At 41.2% G+C, this 15,958-nt stretch carries 15 protein-coding genes and 1 pseudogene; 7 read left to right on the top strand and 9 right to left on the bottom strand.

Annotation, left to right across the window (positions count from 1 at the left end):
• Nucleotides 1–8: 8 nt before the first annotated feature.
• The gene (locus tag BAMF_RS27060) at nt 9–383 is read right to left on the bottom strand and encodes a YoqO family protein (RefSeq protein ID WP_013351886.1); all 375 of its coding nucleotides are present in this window, start codon (nt 381–383) and stop codon (nt 9–11) included.
• Between the two features lie 337 nt (nt 384–720).
• Nucleotides 721–957 (bottom strand): hypothetical protein, encoded by a 237-nt coding sequence (locus tag BAMF_RS41820; protein WP_014470520.1) that lies wholly within the window; start codon nt 955–957, stop codon nt 721–723.
• Between the two features lie 1,003 nt (nt 958–1,960).
• On the opposite strand from BAMF_RS41820, the gene BAMF_RS42105 reads away from it, so the two are divergent.
• Nucleotides 1,961–3,076 carry a Kelch repeat-containing protein gene (locus BAMF_RS42105; protein WP_013351887.1) on the top strand — a complete coding sequence of 372 codons (1,116 nt, stop codon included), beginning with the start codon at nt 1,961–1,963 and terminating at the stop codon, nt 3,074–3,076.
• Nucleotides 3,077–3,358: 282 nt separating this feature from the next.
• Here the strand turns inward: BAMF_RS42105 and BAMF_RS27085 are convergent, their stop codons facing one another.
• Complete coding sequence (locus BAMF_RS27085; protein ID WP_038462758.1) at nt 3,359–3,649, bottom strand: contact-dependent growth inhibition system immunity protein; 291 nt, start codon at nt 3,647–3,649, stop codon at nt 3,359–3,361.
• Between the two features lie 183 nt (nt 3,650–3,832).
• Here BAMF_RS27085 and BAMF_RS40660 point away from each other — a divergent pair.
• The 4 genes and pseudogenes from BAMF_RS40660 to BAMF_RS27100 all read left to right on the top strand — a co-directional run.
• Nucleotides 3,833–4,090, top strand: a pseudogene (locus BAMF_RS40660) (hypothetical protein); the annotation flags it as partial.
• 189 nt (nt 4,091–4,279) lie between these two features.
• Complete coding sequence (locus BAMF_RS27090) at nt 4,280–4,642, top strand: hypothetical protein (RefSeq protein ID WP_013351891.1); 363 nt, start codon at nt 4,280–4,282, stop codon at nt 4,640–4,642.
• A gap of 693 nt (nt 4,643–5,335) precedes the next feature.
• Nucleotides 5,336–6,256, top strand: coding sequence for a class A beta-lactamase (bla, locus tag BAMF_RS27095; protein ID WP_064504604.1), 921 nt, complete (start codon nt 5,336–5,338; stop codon nt 6,254–6,256).
• An 80-nt stretch (nt 6,257–6,336) separates the two neighbouring features.
• A complete protein-coding gene (locus BAMF_RS27100; protein WP_088030677.1) occupies nt 6,337–6,657 on the top strand; it encodes a putative quinol monooxygenase in 321 nt (106 codons plus the stop codon).
• Nucleotides 6,658–6,790: 133 nt separating this feature from the next.
• Here BAMF_RS27100 and BAMF_RS27105 read toward each other — a convergent pair whose 3' ends face one another.
• From BAMF_RS27105 to lacG, 6 genes are all read right to left on the bottom strand, one after another.
• Entirely contained in the window at nt 6,791–8,203 is a 1,413-nt protein-coding gene (locus BAMF_RS27105; RefSeq protein ID WP_013351894.1) for an MDR family MFS transporter, read from the bottom strand.
• A gap of 140 nt (nt 8,204–8,343) precedes the next feature.
• Nucleotides 8,344–8,817, bottom strand: coding sequence for a MarR family transcriptional regulator (locus tag BAMF_RS27110; protein ID WP_013351895.1), 474 nt, complete (start codon nt 8,815–8,817; stop codon nt 8,344–8,346).
• A gap of 375 nt (nt 8,818–9,192) precedes the next feature.
• Complete coding sequence (locus tag BAMF_RS27115; protein ID WP_013351896.1) at nt 9,193–10,311, bottom strand: glycoside hydrolase family 53 protein; 1,119 nt, start codon at nt 10,309–10,311, stop codon at nt 9,193–9,195.
• 394 nt (nt 10,312–10,705) lie between these two features.
• A complete protein-coding gene (locus BAMF_RS27125; RefSeq protein ID WP_013351898.1) occupies nt 10,706–12,412 on the bottom strand; it encodes a PTS lactose transporter subunit IIBC in 1,707 nt (568 codons plus the stop codon).
• An 11-nt stretch (nt 12,413–12,423) separates the two neighbouring features.
• A complete protein-coding gene (locus BAMF_RS27130) occupies nt 12,424–12,738 on the bottom strand; it encodes a PTS lactose/cellobiose transporter subunit IIA (RefSeq protein ID WP_013351899.1) in 315 nt (104 codons plus the stop codon).
• Between the two features lie 57 nt (nt 12,739–12,795).
• Nucleotides 12,796–14,196: a 6-phospho-beta-galactosidase gene (lacG, locus tag BAMF_RS27135; RefSeq protein ID WP_013351900.1), complete on the bottom strand. Its 1,401-nt coding sequence runs from the start codon at nt 14,194–14,196 to the stop codon at nt 12,796–12,798.
• Between the two features lie 252 nt (nt 14,197–14,448).
• Between lacG and BAMF_RS27140 the strand changes: the two genes are divergently transcribed.
• Together BAMF_RS27140 and BAMF_RS27145 are read left to right on the top strand one after the other, a co-directional pair.
• The gene (locus BAMF_RS27140; protein WP_013351901.1) at nt 14,449–15,210 is read left to right on the top strand and encodes a DeoR/GlpR family DNA-binding transcription regulator; all 762 of its coding nucleotides are present in this window, start codon (nt 14,449–14,451) and stop codon (nt 15,208–15,210) included.
• A 15-nt stretch (nt 15,211–15,225) separates the two neighbouring features.
• Nucleotides 15,226–15,909 carry an HAD family hydrolase gene (locus BAMF_RS27145; protein WP_013351902.1) on the top strand — a complete coding sequence of 228 codons (684 nt, stop codon included), beginning with the start codon at nt 15,226–15,228 and terminating at the stop codon, nt 15,907–15,909.
• Nucleotides 15,910–15,958 lie beyond the last annotated feature (49 nt).

A 15,958-nucleotide genomic window follows, 5' to 3' on the forward strand; every position in this document is an offset into this window, starting at 1 on the left:
CCAAAGAGTTATAACCCTTTACCATTAGGTGATTTCCTTAACCGATTCGCAATGTACTTCATTACGTTTACTGCAATCGTTACCAATGCAATAATTAATGCTATTTCAAATAAGAGGATATATCTAAAATTCACATTAAGCTTTTCAAAGTAATCGCTGGTAAAAGAGAGAAGTTGATAAATTCCTAGCATAAAAAGAATAAAGGTAACTCCTAAAATTACAAGTGACTTTTTAGAATAATCTTTAGCATGTTCAAAGTTATAAATCATTATTGATACAAATAACAAAGCCGTAGCAATCTTGTGGGATAGCGATTCATCAGCCGAAAATGATTGCACTGCTAGGCTAATGATTAATCCAGTAATTCCGATTGTTTTATTCAAGGCAACACCCACTCGTATGTAAGTTAGGTACGAGTTTACCAATTAAAGGGGATTTTCTCAAGATGAAACACATTAAAATTAAATTAAAATCGTGATTTTAAATAGATGAATAGGAGGAACGAATGAATTAAGATATTCAGTTTTTAAAAGAACTTCAGCAAGAGTTGAAAACACAAAATACTGACTCTTAAGCTGCACCGCGGTTTTGGTTTGTAGGGGATTATAAATGGATCCGGATTTCAGAGGATGATGCGGAACGTTATTCTGTTTACATTCCTGAAGATTGAGAATCGTATGAACTGGAAAGTTTTCTAACTCCCTATAGATGGGAGGATTATTACATACTGTTTATTATGCTGTAAACCAATGCAACAACAAACAATGGATAAGAGATAATGGCAATTAATTTTGAGGATTTACTCTTATTTTTTTCAAATGTGTATATTAGTGCAAATCCTAAAAAGAATATCGTGACAAACCAAGAGGAATAGGCCGGGAACAATGCTATAAGTAAGACAATAAGAGTGGATAACGCGAAAGAAGAGTTTAGCGTTATTTTCTGATTATTTTCCAAATAAACCACCTCCTAACACGTATTCCCCCATATAAAAACACTTAAACATTATACTTAAGGGAGCATGATTTAATGATTAACATTTTAAATAAAGAGCAAGATGAGGCAATCCGGTATTTTAAAAACAAATTGAATATATTTTGATGTATACCTGCTCACCGTTTGCATTTTTTTGAACACTCAGATTACTTTTCCATCATGCAACATCAATAATCGGTCCGTCTACATAATGATTTGGTGTTAAAGTTAAGGTTTTATTGTTCTCAGAAGATCTGAAACTTCTAACAACATGGGCATAGGTAATGTCAAACAAGGTGATAGTACGCCTCTGGCACCCGGCGGTGGATTAGCTGCTCATGAAGCAAAAGACGGGCATCTAATTGATAGACATATCGGTAAGACTGATGAAGAGTTATTACAGAGGGTACAGATAAAACAAGAAGATACGTGCCTTGTGTCAGACGGTTCCTAATTAGTTCTTCAGATTATATTTATGGATCGAAAACAAAGCGAAACTTGAAGCGGTATTGAAGTAATAAAAAGATCCCTTAAATTTCAAGGAACCTAAAGTTTCAATCATCACTCTTATACCTTTGTGGGATCTTGTCTCTCCAGACGAGCATAAGTTCTTTGAATTTTTCTGTTTCCATGGAGCTTTTATCGTTTTCACTTTCTGAATAAAGGTGTTCTATGACTGTTTGATCTTCTTTTATATATGCTATGGGGTGGTGTTTAATTGAATCTTATATTCTTCAATAGAACCATCCAATACTTCTTAAATCAATTTCAAGTATTCATTGGCTACAATGTCTTCAATGAAATCAGAAGGTGGAAATGTCCCATAAAAACGGAAAATTCCGTTTGGAAAGTTTCAGGTTTATAAATAGGTTGGTAGCAGAACTAATACTTTACAAAGTGAAGAACATTATTTATAAACAAGTTTAAAAATTAACCGATAATAGTATTGTTCTTTTCTAGATTAACTTTTTGGAGAGTGATTTCTTTGAATAAAAACCTAATTATAGTTTTATTTCTCATTTTTTCAAGCCTGTTACTCACTACTACTGTACCAGTGAAAGCTCAAGATGCAGATCAAACTGGAGTGAAAACTTGGGAAGATAAAGAAGATTTACCGAAAGGACTATCTCTTTTTAGTACAGCGGTTATTGACGGTAAAATCTATGTAATTGGTGGTAATAATAACGGCAAAGTTCAAAACCAAATTTATGTATATGATCCTAAACAAAATAAATGGATTGAAAAAGTTTCTATGAATGAAGGGAGAGAAGGTGCTGCTATTGCAGTTATTGAACATAAAATCTATGTAATCGGAGGTTATGGCGAGGATAATTCTGGTTCGAAGACCTATTTAAAAACTGTTGAAATATATGACATTAACACAGATTCATGGACAAAAGGTGTAGAAATACCTAAACCTCTAACGGGATCATCTGCAACAGTTATAGGGAAGGATATTTATTTAATAGGTGGATTTAATCCTAGTGAAGGTCCAACTTCCAATACTTATATTTACAATACTGAGACTAAAACCTGGTCTGAAAAAAGTTCCCTGCCGATTCCATTAAGAGCTTTAAGCACAGCAACAGTAAAAGAAAAAATCTATGCCATTGGTGGCGAAAATAAAAGTGGTTTGAGTAATAGCATTTTTGAGTATGATCCCAAAACTGATAATTGGACCTTTAAATACTCTTTGATGAATAAATTAAGCTATATAGCTTCTACGGTATACAATAATAAAATATATTTTATGGGAGGATCAGATTCAAGTAAAAAAGCATCAAATGGTTCAGTAATTTATGACCCGATTGCAAATACAGTTAACAATTTTCAAAATCTAACCAGTTCTCGAATAGCTGCAGGTGCGGCAACTATTAATAATAATATTTTTATTATCGGGGGAACTAATAAAGGTGGCTCTATTGGTGTAGATACTTCAGGTATGATGAAAACAGTACAGGTGTATTCAGAGAAAAACCCAGATGATAACTTGGGAGATCCGAGTTCTGGTGGCAATATTCCTGAGGAAGGGCACGATGATCGAGCTATCCTTACTATAACAATGAAACAGGACTTGAAAAAGAATTTGATCTTTCGATGAAAGAGGTAAATGATTTCATTAACTGGTACGATCAAAAAGATTCAGGAACAGGCCCTTCGAGATACGAGATTGACAAGCACGGTAATAACATTGGACCGTTTGAGAGCAGAAAAGATCATGTTATCTTTAAGAATATCCTTACTTTTGAAATAAATGAGTACTCAACAAATAAAAGCAGTAATCAAAGTGACAAAACCTCTTAACAAAAAACAGATTTCGGTTAAATGATTCCAGTCCACGTATAGATAAAGCCCTTCTCTTATGAGAGGGGCTTTCTTTTACCTAGAGAGTTTCTTTTATTTGAGTTATTACTTTTTCTAACCATTGTATGGGGGTTAATTCAATCGCTGGAAAATAAATCTCCGAGTTTGATTTTATAAAGCTTTCTTTTTCTTGTTCAGATATGTCACTATTTAAAAATGCTTCACAAAATTTTATTGTGAAAACTAGGCATTCTTTGCTGGATTCAGTTATGAAGTTTTCAAGGGCTTGTTTTGGTGAACCCATGTCCTGGTGAAATGTTCCGTCTGGGAAATCACTTAATTCTTCCAAACTATCATAATTATCGTAAATAGTGAATTAGAACTCCTTTATTTTATAGGATAACCAGTTAAAATAAACTCCCCATTTATACTTTTTTTCAACACTATTTTTGCGTTGGTGACATCCTCAGCAACATTTGACCCTTGTTCTACGTTTCTTCCGAGAATTTCTCCCTTCCCTTTATATCCCAAAGGGAGGGTGGGTTAATAGCTTATCGCAAGCATTGATCACCGGACATTCTACCGAAGTCAAAGGATCGCATAGCGTCTTTATGATTTAAGAAAACTGTTCTTCGTTGATGATTCACGAGGGCTGACGTTTACCCATATGAATTAGCGGCTTTTCGCATGGAGGTAACATGTGGAAACTGGTCAACAGCTTTAGAAACTTCATCATAACAGGGAATGCGGCGAGCTGAGGGATTATAAAGAAATATGGGCTTACAGCTATGAAGGATGTATGAAAATCCGTTAGAAGGAGGAAATCAGTTTCATTGAAAGCGTTGATTACGCATACAGCTTTGATGAATGGGCGAAGCAGTTCCAATACGGAAAAATGACAAAACGCAGTGTGACGGTTCGAATGCGGGAGTATGGAACTTCCCATTCATCCGGAGTTATGTCAGAGGGACAAAAAGACATTTTTTAAGGAGGAAGCGGCATGATTGAATTTACACGGCCATCACCTATGAAGAAAACATGCGCGATGCATCCGGAAAAGGAATCTGTCAGATCAGTTTCGTTTACTGATTTTAACGGCAATTCTGTAACAGTAACCCTTTGTCAAATGTGTCTGGCTGAATTAAAAATGAAAGCCGCAACTGAATACAGGAGCATGACGGAGGAGCAGGCCAAGCTGAATCGTTTCAAGATTGGTGATTATGTGTATTTAGAGCATTTGGGAGTAGTCGGTGAGATAAAAAACATGGAAGGCGCTCAAGTGGCAAACAGGACAGACGCAGACGGAGTCCGGAAGGCTACCCCTAAGGAAATCGCAGAATACAAAAAGCAGGAGGAGCAATAGGGAAAGGACACAGCTTTCTTTCCTTTCCCTATTATTGGATTATGGTAAATCTGTAATTGTAGCTGTTGTGGATGCATTTGAAGGAGGATAGGGTCCAAGAACTGCTTTCATGCCATACACACATCGATATACGTTGAAAAGAAAAGGGACATTCATGAAAAAATTATTCTTCTGTTCTGCACCCATCCAAGAGTGAATTCAATATCACTATCATGCTACTGGATAAACTTTTTATTGTTTATCTGTTCAGCCGTTAGATTGACTTCAACTGTATTTTATTAGTAGTCACTGCAAAAGCATCGCCTGTTGAAACACTTCATCGCAGCATAACCACTGTACCCCTTACCAGAGGCTGCAGATACAGTTAGTTGGTTTGAGTCAGTAATAGGGGTTTTAATTTCGTCTATAAACTCTTTCAAATTTACAGCTTCATTATTATCTGGGCTTTCCTATCAGAGTATTATCAATGATCTATTTTTAAAGTGCGGACCTTGACCACCTTCGTAGGGGCAGGACGCATTTCTACTCGATTGATTGACTCTGATTGTTTTAACGTGAGGACGTTTTAAATTAACCTTTTCAGCTGATTTCCTAACTGTCACGGAAAACATTCTCCAGGAAATATATTGACTGTTTTCCTGTTTGTGATGTTAATTAGAAGGGGTATACAAAATCATTGAAGTAGGAGGTCTGATGAATGTGAAAAGGAAAGCGACATTAAAATTTGGAATATGTATTGGGCTTTTATGTGTCAGTTTTACCGGTTTCAATTCTTTATTCGGCTCAACGCATGCTGAAGCAAAATCCATAGAAAACACAAAAATGACAAGCTGTATAACGAATCAAAAATTTGTTCAGCTTGAGAAAAAATTTGATGCCAGGCTTGGAGTTTATGCGATTGATACGGGGTCAAACAAGACAATCGCCTACCGGCCAAATGAACGATTCGCTTACGCATCAACCTATAAAGTCCTGGCCGCAGCGGCTGTCCTGAAGCAAAAACCGATTGAAAAACTTAATGACGTCATCCGATACACCAAAGAAGATCTTGTTACATATTCTCCGATCACAGAAAAACACCTGGATACAGGCATGAGCCTGAAAGAAATCTCAGAAGCCGCTATCCGTTACAGCGATAATACCGCCGGGAACATATTGCTGCAGCAGCTTGGCGGTCCTAAAGGTTTCGAAAAATCACTGAAACAGATCGGGGATCATGTAACGAAAGCTGATCGATTCGAGACGGATCTGAACTCTGCAATCCCTGGGGATATTCGTGACACAAGCACCGCAAAAGCGCTGGCAACCGACCTTAAAGCTTTCACTTTGGGTAACACTCTCACGACTGACAAGCGGACGATCTTAACTGATTGGATGCGGGGCAACGCTACCGGAGACGAACTGATTCGGGCAGGCGCTCCCGCGGGATGGGAAGTCGGCGATAAATCCGGAGCCGGAAGTTACGGAACACGAAACGACATTGCTATTGTTTGGCCGCCTGACAGAGCTCCTATTGTTTTGGCCATCCTGACAAAACGGTTTACGAAAGATGCCGAGTATGATAATGCTCTTATCGCCGAGGCTGCAAAAGTCGCCCTTGATGACCTCAAATAAACTTTTTACACACGGCCGTTCATTTTTTATGAACGGTTTTTTATATGTTGAGAATGCGGTATGCCGGTTTCGATGTTATAATGAAAAACCATAAAATGATGGGAAGAGGGGGAATTTCAATGCTTTACATAACGGCATGTTTAAAAATCATCAGTGATAAAGACCTTAATGAAATAATGAAGGAATTCAAAAAACTTGAGGAAGAAACGAACAAAGAAGAAGGCTGTATTCAATTCCATGCTTATCCGCTCGAACCATCAGAACGCAAAATCATGCTTTGGGAGATTTGGGAAAACGAAGAAGCTGTTAAAGTCCATTTCACGAAAAAACACACAAAAGACGTTCAAAAACAAGAATTAACGGAAGTGGAATGGATACTGAAAAGCAATGTGAGTGAGTAAAAGGCTTTTATATTGTGGCCGACTCTGTCAACAACAATCATCTGTATCATTCACTAAAACCCTTGCTGCGGCAAGGGTTTTCTTACTTTAAAGTTCATTTCTCTTAGCTCTCAGAGAGACCATAAAAAGTTCTTTATATCGCAGTCTTTTTATGGGTAAGGAACAGACTTGGAATGAAGATGACCGCAAGGATGATGACGGAGACTAAAAATCCGGCATGGTAGCCTTTTAAACTGTTTTCAATCGTTGGCTGCAATCCTTGTATGACAGTTGCGGTAACGGTGGCGATCACAGCTGATCCAAAGCTGGACCCAAGATTTTCAATCATATTAATACCGACACCCGCTTCCGGAAGCTGTTTGCCGTCAAGTCCTGTATAAGCGTCGCTCGTTAACGGAAGCATAATTCCTCCAAAACTGGCGCCCCGGATGAACAATACGACGGAAATCCAAATCAAACTTGTTTTATCGGTGATATAGATCAGCGGGACAGACCCGATAAGAGAAAGAACAAGACTGACCATAACCACGTATTTCGCACCGATCTTATCAATCATTTTTCCGATCAGCGGCCTGGTGACGAGCATCCCGACTCCTTGGGGAATTAAGGCAAGCGCTGCTTCGATTGCCGTGAAATGACGAAAGTTTTGAAAGAACAGCGGAAGAATTAACATCGGTCCCATGATGGCAATATTCGCTAAAAACAAACCGATCGCAGATGCTGTGAAGCTCTTGTGTGCAAACAAATTCATCGGCAGCACGGTTTGATTTTTTCTGATCTGATTATATACGAGGTAAATGGCTGCTGATACAAGACCAATGCCCGCCCATAAAATTGTATCGATATTATTAAATGATGCATGATCCGCTGCTTTCGTAATACCGTAAATCAATGCCGCGCTCATTAAGGACAAATTGATAATCCCGAAAATATCGAGTTTACGATCTTTGTTGAATGGTTCAAAGTCTGGAATGGTTTTCATCATAAGCGGTGCAGCAATCAAAACGATGAACACGTTGATGAAGAAAATCCAATGCCACGAAGCGCCTTGAACGATGAAGCCTCCGATGACAGGTCCTAAAATCGGGCCGAAGATCATAGGGGTGCTGACGATTGCCATCACTTTTCCCAGGTTTTCCGGACCTGCTGTTTTAACCAGGAGTGTTGACATTAGCGGAGTAATAATGCCAGCGCTGAATCCTTGAAGCAAACGGAAGAAGATGAAGCTGGAAACGTCACGGCTCATTCCCGCAAATACAGAAATGACACCAAAGGCGATGACTGAGCCGACGAAGATTTTCTTACCGTTATATTGATTCATAAGCCAGCCGGATACGGGTACTGCAATCGCAAGTGCTAACACATAGCCTGTAACGGACCATTGAACGGTAGCCAATGTCGTGTTGAAATCTTTAGTCAATTTGTCGATGGCGATGTTCACCATCGTTGAGTCAAGCATTGGAGCGATTGCTCCCAGTGCAATAGCCCAGGCGGCTGTGAGAACTTCTTTTGGCAGCCGGGGTTCCTTTCTTTTATGTTTTGACATATTATTCTCCTCTCAAAATCGCTAACTTTGTTTCCTTGTCAACAAAATAATAGAGTTATTTTGTTTCTTTGTCAACAATAAGAGGAGGATGAAAAGGCAGCCCGTTCTCAAAAAGGGGCTGCCTATGGTTTCATTTAAATTTATTCTGTCTTAATGTCTGCACCAAGTTTCTTTATTTCTGAATCCAAATGCCTGCTGTAAGTTTCCACGAAGCTCAGCATCGTGTCAAATTGTTCATCAGTTACTTGTTCAAACACGATTTTGTCCCGTTCTCGAAACTCTGTGTGCAATTCCTCATGAATTTTATAAATGACTTTCCCTTGCTCAGTAAGCCTAAAATAGATTTCTTTCTTGTTAACCGGCTTCTGATAGCTTTCGATAAGGCCTTTATTTATAAGCTTCTTAGTTAACTTACTTATGGCGCCTTTTGTCATATAAAGGGATTCCGCAAGTTTAGTGACATTGGCGTCTTCAATTTTTTCGATGAATTCGATGCAATGCACTTCAGAAGGCTTATACTCCTTAAGGCTTTCTTCCATCTTCAGCCTATTAAGCCACACCATCTTGTTAAAAAAGTCCCTGAAATTCGTGAGGAGCTGTTCTTTTTTGTCCATGGCCTGTCCTCCTGCTCAGTGGTGCTTACACAATATTATAAAATTTTTGTTTCTATTACAACAATCGTAAAGTTATTATTTGGGGGCTGAGCGATAGGCCGCAGAGATATTGACTGCAATCGGTAAGGAGGGAGGCGCTGTCATTAAGAAGGATTCTGTTATAAAAGCGGCTTTTTAACAGAAACGTCTTCCGTATTCGTCACTTGCTCTGTTTCAAAAATTATAACAGGCTGCCTCTACAGCGCAATGTCCGCTTGCTGTTTTACTTTGAATAGCGTATGAGTCCTTACTAAAAAGCAGGCTGGACAAAGAGCCTGCTTTTTTTGTCTTGCTATGAAAGTTTAAATAACTCGAATTGGTAAAACAAGATTCGCATCAATTATGTTTTCCTGTTGCGGCGTCACGAAAAGCGTCGATTGCGGTTGTGTATTTTAAGACGTTTTTAGACACTTTGGCGGTTGCGCCTAATGGATACGCGTCTGACAGAACGCTGGAGTGAGCTTCGGGCTCCCAGTAAAACACGCCGATTCCTTTGCCGTTCGGAACGGCTTTCACCAGTTTTATGGTGTCTTTTATAGTCCAGTAGGAATCTTTCGGGTTATTTTCATCTCCGCCCAGTTCAACCACCATGACTTCCTTGTTGTAGCGTGAGGCGATGTCATTTAAATTAGAGGATAAATGGCCGGTGAGCTCCCAATATGGCTTACCCTCCCAATAGGGGTAGAACGAAACGCCGATGATGTCGGTTTTGCCGCCATTTTTAAAGAATTGATCAAACCACCATCTGAATAGACTGTTGTCCGTGCCGTGCGCCAAATGGCTGATTACTTTGGTGGCCGGGCTGACGGATTTCACGGCGTCATAGCCTTTGTTCAGTAATCCGGTCAATTTGCTGAAATCGTTCGTGCTGCCGTCGGGCAGTAAAATTCCTGAATTCATTTCATTTCCTACTTGCACCCAATCAGGTGAGATGCCGTGATTTTTAAGTTCTTTCATAACGTCGTACGTATGGTTATACACGGCTGCTTGCAGCTGGCCGGTGGAGTAGCCGGTCCATTGGTTCGGCTTGATCTGATGGCCGGGATCGGCGAACACATCACTGTAATGGAAGTCAACCATTACTTTCATCCCTAACGCTTTTGCCCTTTTGGCCGCAGCAAGTACGCCTGCTTTGTCACTATAGCCGAGCATGGTCCATGTTGTGCCGTCTTTCTGCCAATAATAGCTGCTGGGCGGATTCACAAAGACTCTCAGTCTCACTGCATTTATCCCGTGATCTTTAAGAATCTGCAAAGCATCCTTCTGTTTCCCGCCGTCATCCAGCCAGCGCACACCTTCGTCCTCTAATTGTTTCAGCCATCCTATATCAGCGCCATAGGCAAACGGGGCGTCCGCTTTTGCTTTAGGAGACTTCTCAATGAATGTAAAAGCGGTGAAAATGAGAGAAAGACAGATTGCGTTTACAAATACACGTTTCACCCGGTTTTTGAACATCAACAATACCTCCTGGTTTTTCATCTATTGATTTCACCCATCCGGCTTCGCTGAATAATTTCAGCTGCCATTCTCTAGTACCTTCTTAAAACGCTGAGACGCCTGCATTCCTTCGGCTGTCATTTTAAAAACACCTGCATCGGTCAGCGCGCGTAAACATACATTTGCGGTTTTTCTTTGTAAAACAGCGGCTGTATTTTCCGGTGTCACGTCATTATCCGCTTCGATGTCATGAGGTTCATCAGCAAATACCTTTTGACTTCTGTCAGCTCATCTTTAAGGCGGGGGGATAAAACTCAATGATGGACGTCTTTGCGGGTGAAAAATGCCATCCGGATATTCTTCAGAGGTGCGGTTTCTGAGGGCGAGATCCATTTCGAAATCTGTGCCCCTTTTATTTTGAGGTATGTTCCAATATGAACTGAATGGCTTTTTGTGAATTTCTGGTGAGGCTGATATATTCCGCTCCTTTCGTTGCAATGAGTTTCACATGAAGGCGGTCTGCATCTTCTTTAATGTCATCATAATAAGAGCCGACTTGCGGCGCCAAAATGATCATATCGAAATCTTTCATGATGTCGTAATGGGATCCGTAGGCGCCTGCTGAAGCGGTAATCGGCACGTTATATTCCTCGGCGCCCTCTGTCAGTGCGTTCGCAAGCATGGCGCTCGTTCCCGCTCCGGCGCACAGCACTAATACATTGGTGCTGTGTTCCAAGGCGGATGAGGATTCCTGAAGGTTTGTGCTGATGACGGAGGCCGCGTCTTCTGAGGCGCCGGCTATTGCGGGCTGTATCTCCCGGGATTTTTGCAGCGCGGTTTCAGATTCGGTGTTTTTGGCTTCTTTCGCCGCTAATACATTGTCATAAGCTTTACAGAATGGCAGGTATATCAGGAAATCGACAATGATTAACACAGCTGTGAGAACAACAGCCGAGAGACTCATGCCGGTTCCCAGAATCAGCCCGACAGGAGCCGGTGTAGCCCACGGAAGAACATACATAAAACTGTTCATTCCGATGACATCAACGAAAAATTTAAACAGACAGACATTAATCATCGGCGTTAAAATAAACGGAATGAAAAAATAAGGATTTAAAATCATCGGCGCAGCAAAGAGAAGAGGTTCGTTTACAGCGAAAGACACCGGCACTGCGGATGCTTTTCCGACTGCTTTCAATTGCTTGGATTTCGCGAAAAGAAGAAAGATGAACGGAACAACAAGGGTTGCCCCGGTTCCTCCCATTGTGCCGACGAAATTCCCGAGTCCGACGGTCAGCACATTGGACGCCTGCTCACCGGCATTATGAAGCTGAAGGTTCGCCTCCACATTTGCGTAAATAATAGCTGCGATGGCCGGCTCCACAATAGAAGGCCCGTGAACGCAGACAAACCAGAACAGCGCCATCATTCCCCAAATGACACAGATCCCCAGGTACCCGTCTGCTGCGGTGAACAGCGGCGATAAGAGAGAGGAGAGAGCCTCCGCGAAGGATACGTTCAGCATGTTCCTGATCAATAAATCAATGATTACCATTGCCAAAACGGAAAAGGCGAACGGAAAAACATCTTTGAATGTTTGTGAAATGGTTCCCGGTACTTCTTTAGGCATTTGAATCGTAATATTTTTCAGCACGCAGAATCTGTAAACGTTCACCGTTATGAAAGCGGATACAAAAGCGGCTAAAAGACCTTTCGTGCCGAGGTATTCCGTCGAGAACCCGCCGTCGATTTGTGTGACGCTTAAAATAAGAAACCCGACGACTGAAGCAAGCATCGCTGAAACGGGATTGATCCCTTTGTTTTTCGGCATCTTTCGGTTCATTGATTCACTCAGGCATTTCGCACTTGTTGCCGCAACAATCAGACCAAGGGCGCCCATTGAATAGTTATACACTTTCCAAAGCCATTCAGAAACACTTTTGGGCCAAGTGAAACCCAACACTTCCGGCACAGCGGCGGTGAGGATGAAAATGCTGGCGAATAAAATAACAGGCATTGCAGTTAAGAAGCCGTCGCGGATCGCGCCTAAATAAATGTTTCTTGAGATTTTTTCAAAAAACGGTTTTCCCTTTTCGATTTGCTTGATGATACCGTTCATTTTTCCACTCCTTATCGGCGGCTTCGGTAAAGTGCTATAAAATCCTGAATAAGATCACGGAGCAAAAGGGTTGTCATTAAATGGTCCTGACCGTGAACGAAAATAAACCCTAATTCCATGTCCTTGCCGTCAGCTTCTTCAGCTAACATTTTCGTTTGCGCATTGTGGGCGAGGGTTAAATTTTCATCGGCGCTTTTTAATGCTGCTTCCGTGTTTTCGAAGTTTCCGGCACGGACTTCTTTCAGGACTTTCAATAAAGTGCTTCTGGCGTCGCCGGCATAGGCGACAATTTCAAAGCCGAGCATCTGCAATTCTTCCTTTGTCATGAAAAAACCTCCTGAGACGTACACGATGAAAAGACACTATTTCACCATGTGTGATCGTTAAATGATTGTTTTTGTTTCACTTACAAGTTTGTACCAGTAGGCCGATTCTTTCGGATACCGTTTTTGGGTGTCGAAATCGACGTAAAAAAGACCGTAACGTTTGTTGTAGCCGTTGGTCCATGAAAATAAATCCATTAAGGACCATAAGAAATATCCCTTTACGTTGACTCCGTCGCTAATCGCTTTACTGATGGCTTCCAGATATACCTTTAAATAGTCAATTCTTGCTTTATCCATAATGATGCCGTCTTCAAACTCATCTTTATAGCCCATGCCGTTTTCGGTAATGTACATTTTGTTATATTGCGGATAGTCCCGTTTGATGCGCATCAGCATGTCATACATGCCTTCAGGGTAAATGAGCCAGTCCCAATCGGTCCGTTTCAGGCCTTCTTTGTAAATTCTCTCGCCGATTCCTTTTACTTTATAGACCGAAGTGCCCTTATCGCCTGTTCCGTTATGGTGTATAACGGTTTCTCCGTCGTACGCTTTGACGAAATGGCATTGATAATGATTGATGCCGAGATAATCATTGCGCGTTGACGCTTTTTTCATCACGTCAAAATCGCTGTCTGCAAACTCGTATGAAGCGCCGTTTGCCTCACAGATTTCATCCAGAGCACGCATAGTTTCCTCAGAATAATAGCCGAGGTAGGTGGCATCCAGGAGGAATCTCACTGATAATGCGTCATCCAGAAAGCAGGCGTGGCGGTCTTCTTCCGAGTCACTGGCGGGGTATTTTGTTTCCAGTGAGTGGACGACACCGATTTCTCCCGGATAGCCGCTGTCTTTAAAGAGGTTGACTGTCATCGCATGCGCCACCATCATGTGATGAAGACACTGAATGACTTTTGTGATATCGCTTTTAATAGATGGCGGAAAAACCCCCAGTAAATACTGGTTGGTGGCTGTGGGATAAATTTCATTAAACGTGCTCCAATATCGGATTTCGCTGAACTCTTTAAAGCAAAATTCCGCATAGCTGACGAACGCATCTATTGAGGCGCGGTTGAGAAAATCTCCCTGATCAAATAATCCTTTCGGCGTATCGAAATGATGAAGCGTGACAAAAGGGGTGACGTTGCGTTTTTGGCACTCTGAGAAAATACGATGATAGTAATCAACGCCTTCCTGATTGATTTCGCCCGTGCCGTCAGGGAAAATTCTCGTCCAGGCTATAGAAAGGCGGATGCCGTTTATGCCGAATTTTTCACATAGTTTTATATCTTCCGGAAACTGCCGGTAAAAATCACTTGCCGGATCAGGGCTGAATCTCCCCTGTTTTTCAAGAAATTCATCCCAGGCTACAGTCCCTTTGCCGCCTTCTTTTGTGGCGCCTTCCGCTTGATATGCCGCAGTCGCCCCGCCGAAAATAAAGCCATGAGGTAATTTGAGCATTACTGAATCCTCCTTCGCCAATGTGTGAATTGGAGTTTTTTAATGTTTGTAATTGTTATCTTTTGTTTAATAGTAAACGCATACATTTTTGCTGTCAATAGCTTCTTAAGGAAACAATATCTGTATTTACAAGGATATAATGAGTTTTTCAATGTTTTATATTTTGATAGCGTTGTTTGTAATTGTTTGTTTTTGTTGACCGGGTTGCTGCGGTGTGTTAGATTGTGTGTAAAGTTGAGGGGATGATTGAACATGTTAAAAAAGGAGCGTCTTTTAAAAATCATCGATTTTGTAAACGCGCGGGGATTTATTACGGTGAGTGATATTATCGATGAATTGGAAGTTTCTGATATGACGGTGAGAAGAGATCTGGATGAGCTGGATAAGGCCGGAAAAATCGTGCGCATTCACGGAGGCGCACAGAGCATATCTTATTCCATTGATCACGAATTATCGCATAATGAAAAACTGGGTGTTCAAATGGAGGAGAAGGGGAAAATCGCGGAACTCGCAGCTTCATATGTAAATGACGGCGATACCGTTTTTTTAGGGCCGGGCACGACAATTGAACTTTTAGCCCAACATCTGCTGCATAAGCGGATCCGGATTATCACCAACAACTATCCCGTGTTTGATATTTTAAAGCATGGCGACACGGCGGATACCATCCTGATTGGCGGTGACTTCCGAAAAAATACCGGTGCATTCGTCGGGCCCATTGTGAACGGTAATCTGCAAAAATTCAATTTTACGAAAGCCTTCATCAGCGCAAACGGCATACATAATGATGAAATTTCTTCTTACAGCATTGAAGAAGGAGAAGCCCACCAAATCGCGCTGAATAATTCGCGGACGAAATTTTTGCTGGCGGACAATAAAAAGTTTAACCGGGAAGATTTTTACGTGTTCTACAACTTACACGATATGGATTATCTGATTACGGATGATAAAGTGATGAAAGATGTTCAGATTCATTATGAGCAATATGTGGATGTCAAAATCGCAAAAAAATAAAAGGGGGGCGGTTCGATGAAAGGGGTTATTTTTGATTTCAACGGCACTATGTTTCAAGATTCGCATCTCCACGAAAAAGCATGGTTTTACATGGTGAAAAAATACTCTCCAAAAGCGATTTCTGATGAAGACATTTTCGTTCACATTCACGGCCGAACAAACAGTGAAATCCTGACGTATTTTATTTCTGGCGATTTAACAAATGAAGAAATCAAGAGAATGTCTTTTGAAAAAGAAGCCTATTACAGGGAATTATGCCTTGAAAACAAAGATGAGCTAAAGCTGACGAAGGGGCTCATCGGCGTCTTGAACCATCTGAAAAAGTCAGAAATGCCGATGACCATCGCCACGGCTACGGTAAAGGAAAATGTCGAGTTTTACTTTGATGTCTTTCATTTGGGGCAGTGGTTTGATTTTGACAAAGTCACGTTTGATGACGGAAGCTTCCCCGGAAAGCCGGCGCCGGATATTTTTATCATCGCATCAGAGAAATTAGGCCTTAGACCTGAAGAATGTGTAGTCATTGAAGATGCCTTTTCGGGGCTCACAGCGGCGAAAAAAGCAGGTGCAGGCAAGATTATTGCCATTGACCCGTTCGGAAAAAACCGCGCGTTATTTGAAGAAAAACAGCTGGCGGATGGCGGGATACTGACAGATTTCACCTCGTTTTTTGAGGTGATTGCCGGACATTCTGTTTGAGGGATCAGACGGTTTTTCATGCCGGTATGGCCATACAGATACGGACACC

It is taken from the genome of Bacillus amyloliquefaciens DSM 7 = ATCC 23350, from assembly GCF_000196735.1.
Classification (GTDB): domain Bacteria; phylum Bacillota; class Bacilli; order Bacillales; family Bacillaceae; genus Bacillus; species Bacillus amyloliquefaciens.

Bases quoted from the DNA above. Each gene is read 5' to 3' on its own strand.
- BAMF_RS27145 (WP_013351902.1), top strand. From the start codon at position 15,226: ATGAAAGGGGTTATTTTTGATTTCAACGGCACTATGTTTCAAGATTCG.
- bla (WP_064504604.1), top strand. From the start codon at position 5,336: ATGAATGTGAAAAGGAAAGCGACATTAAAATTTGGAATATGTATTGGG.
- BAMF_RS27105 (WP_013351894.1), bottom strand. From the start codon at position 8,203: ATGTCAAAACATAAAAGAAAGGAACCCCGGCTGCCAAAAGAAGTTCTC.
- BAMF_RS27090 (WP_013351891.1), top strand. From the start codon at position 4,280: ATGATTGAATTTACACGGCCATCACCTATGAAGAAAACATGCGCGATG.
- BAMF_RS27125 (WP_013351898.1), bottom strand. From the start codon at position 12,412: ATGAACGGTATCATCAAGCAAATCGAAAAGGGAAAACCGTTTTTTGAA.
- BAMF_RS27140 (WP_013351901.1), top strand. From the start codon at position 14,449: ATGTTAAAAAAGGAGCGTCTTTTAAAAATCATCGATTTTGTAAACGCG.
- lacG (WP_013351900.1), bottom strand. From the start codon at position 14,196: ATGCTCAAATTACCTCATGGCTTTATTTTCGGCGGGGCGACTGCGGCA.
- BAMF_RS27115 (WP_013351896.1), bottom strand. From the start codon at position 10,311: ATGTTCAAAAACCGGGTGAAACGTGTATTTGTAAACGCAATCTGTCTT.
- BAMF_RS27110 (WP_013351895.1), bottom strand. From the start codon at position 8,817: ATGGACAAAAAAGAACAGCTCCTCACGAATTTCAGGGACTTTTTTAAC.
- BAMF_RS27100 (WP_088030677.1), top strand. From the start codon at position 6,337: ATGAAAAACCATAAAATGATGGGAAGAGGGGGAATTTCAATGCTTTAC.
- BAMF_RS27130 (WP_013351899.1), bottom strand. From the start codon at position 12,738: ATGACAAAGGAAGAATTGCAGATGCTCGGCTTTGAAATTGTCGCCTAT.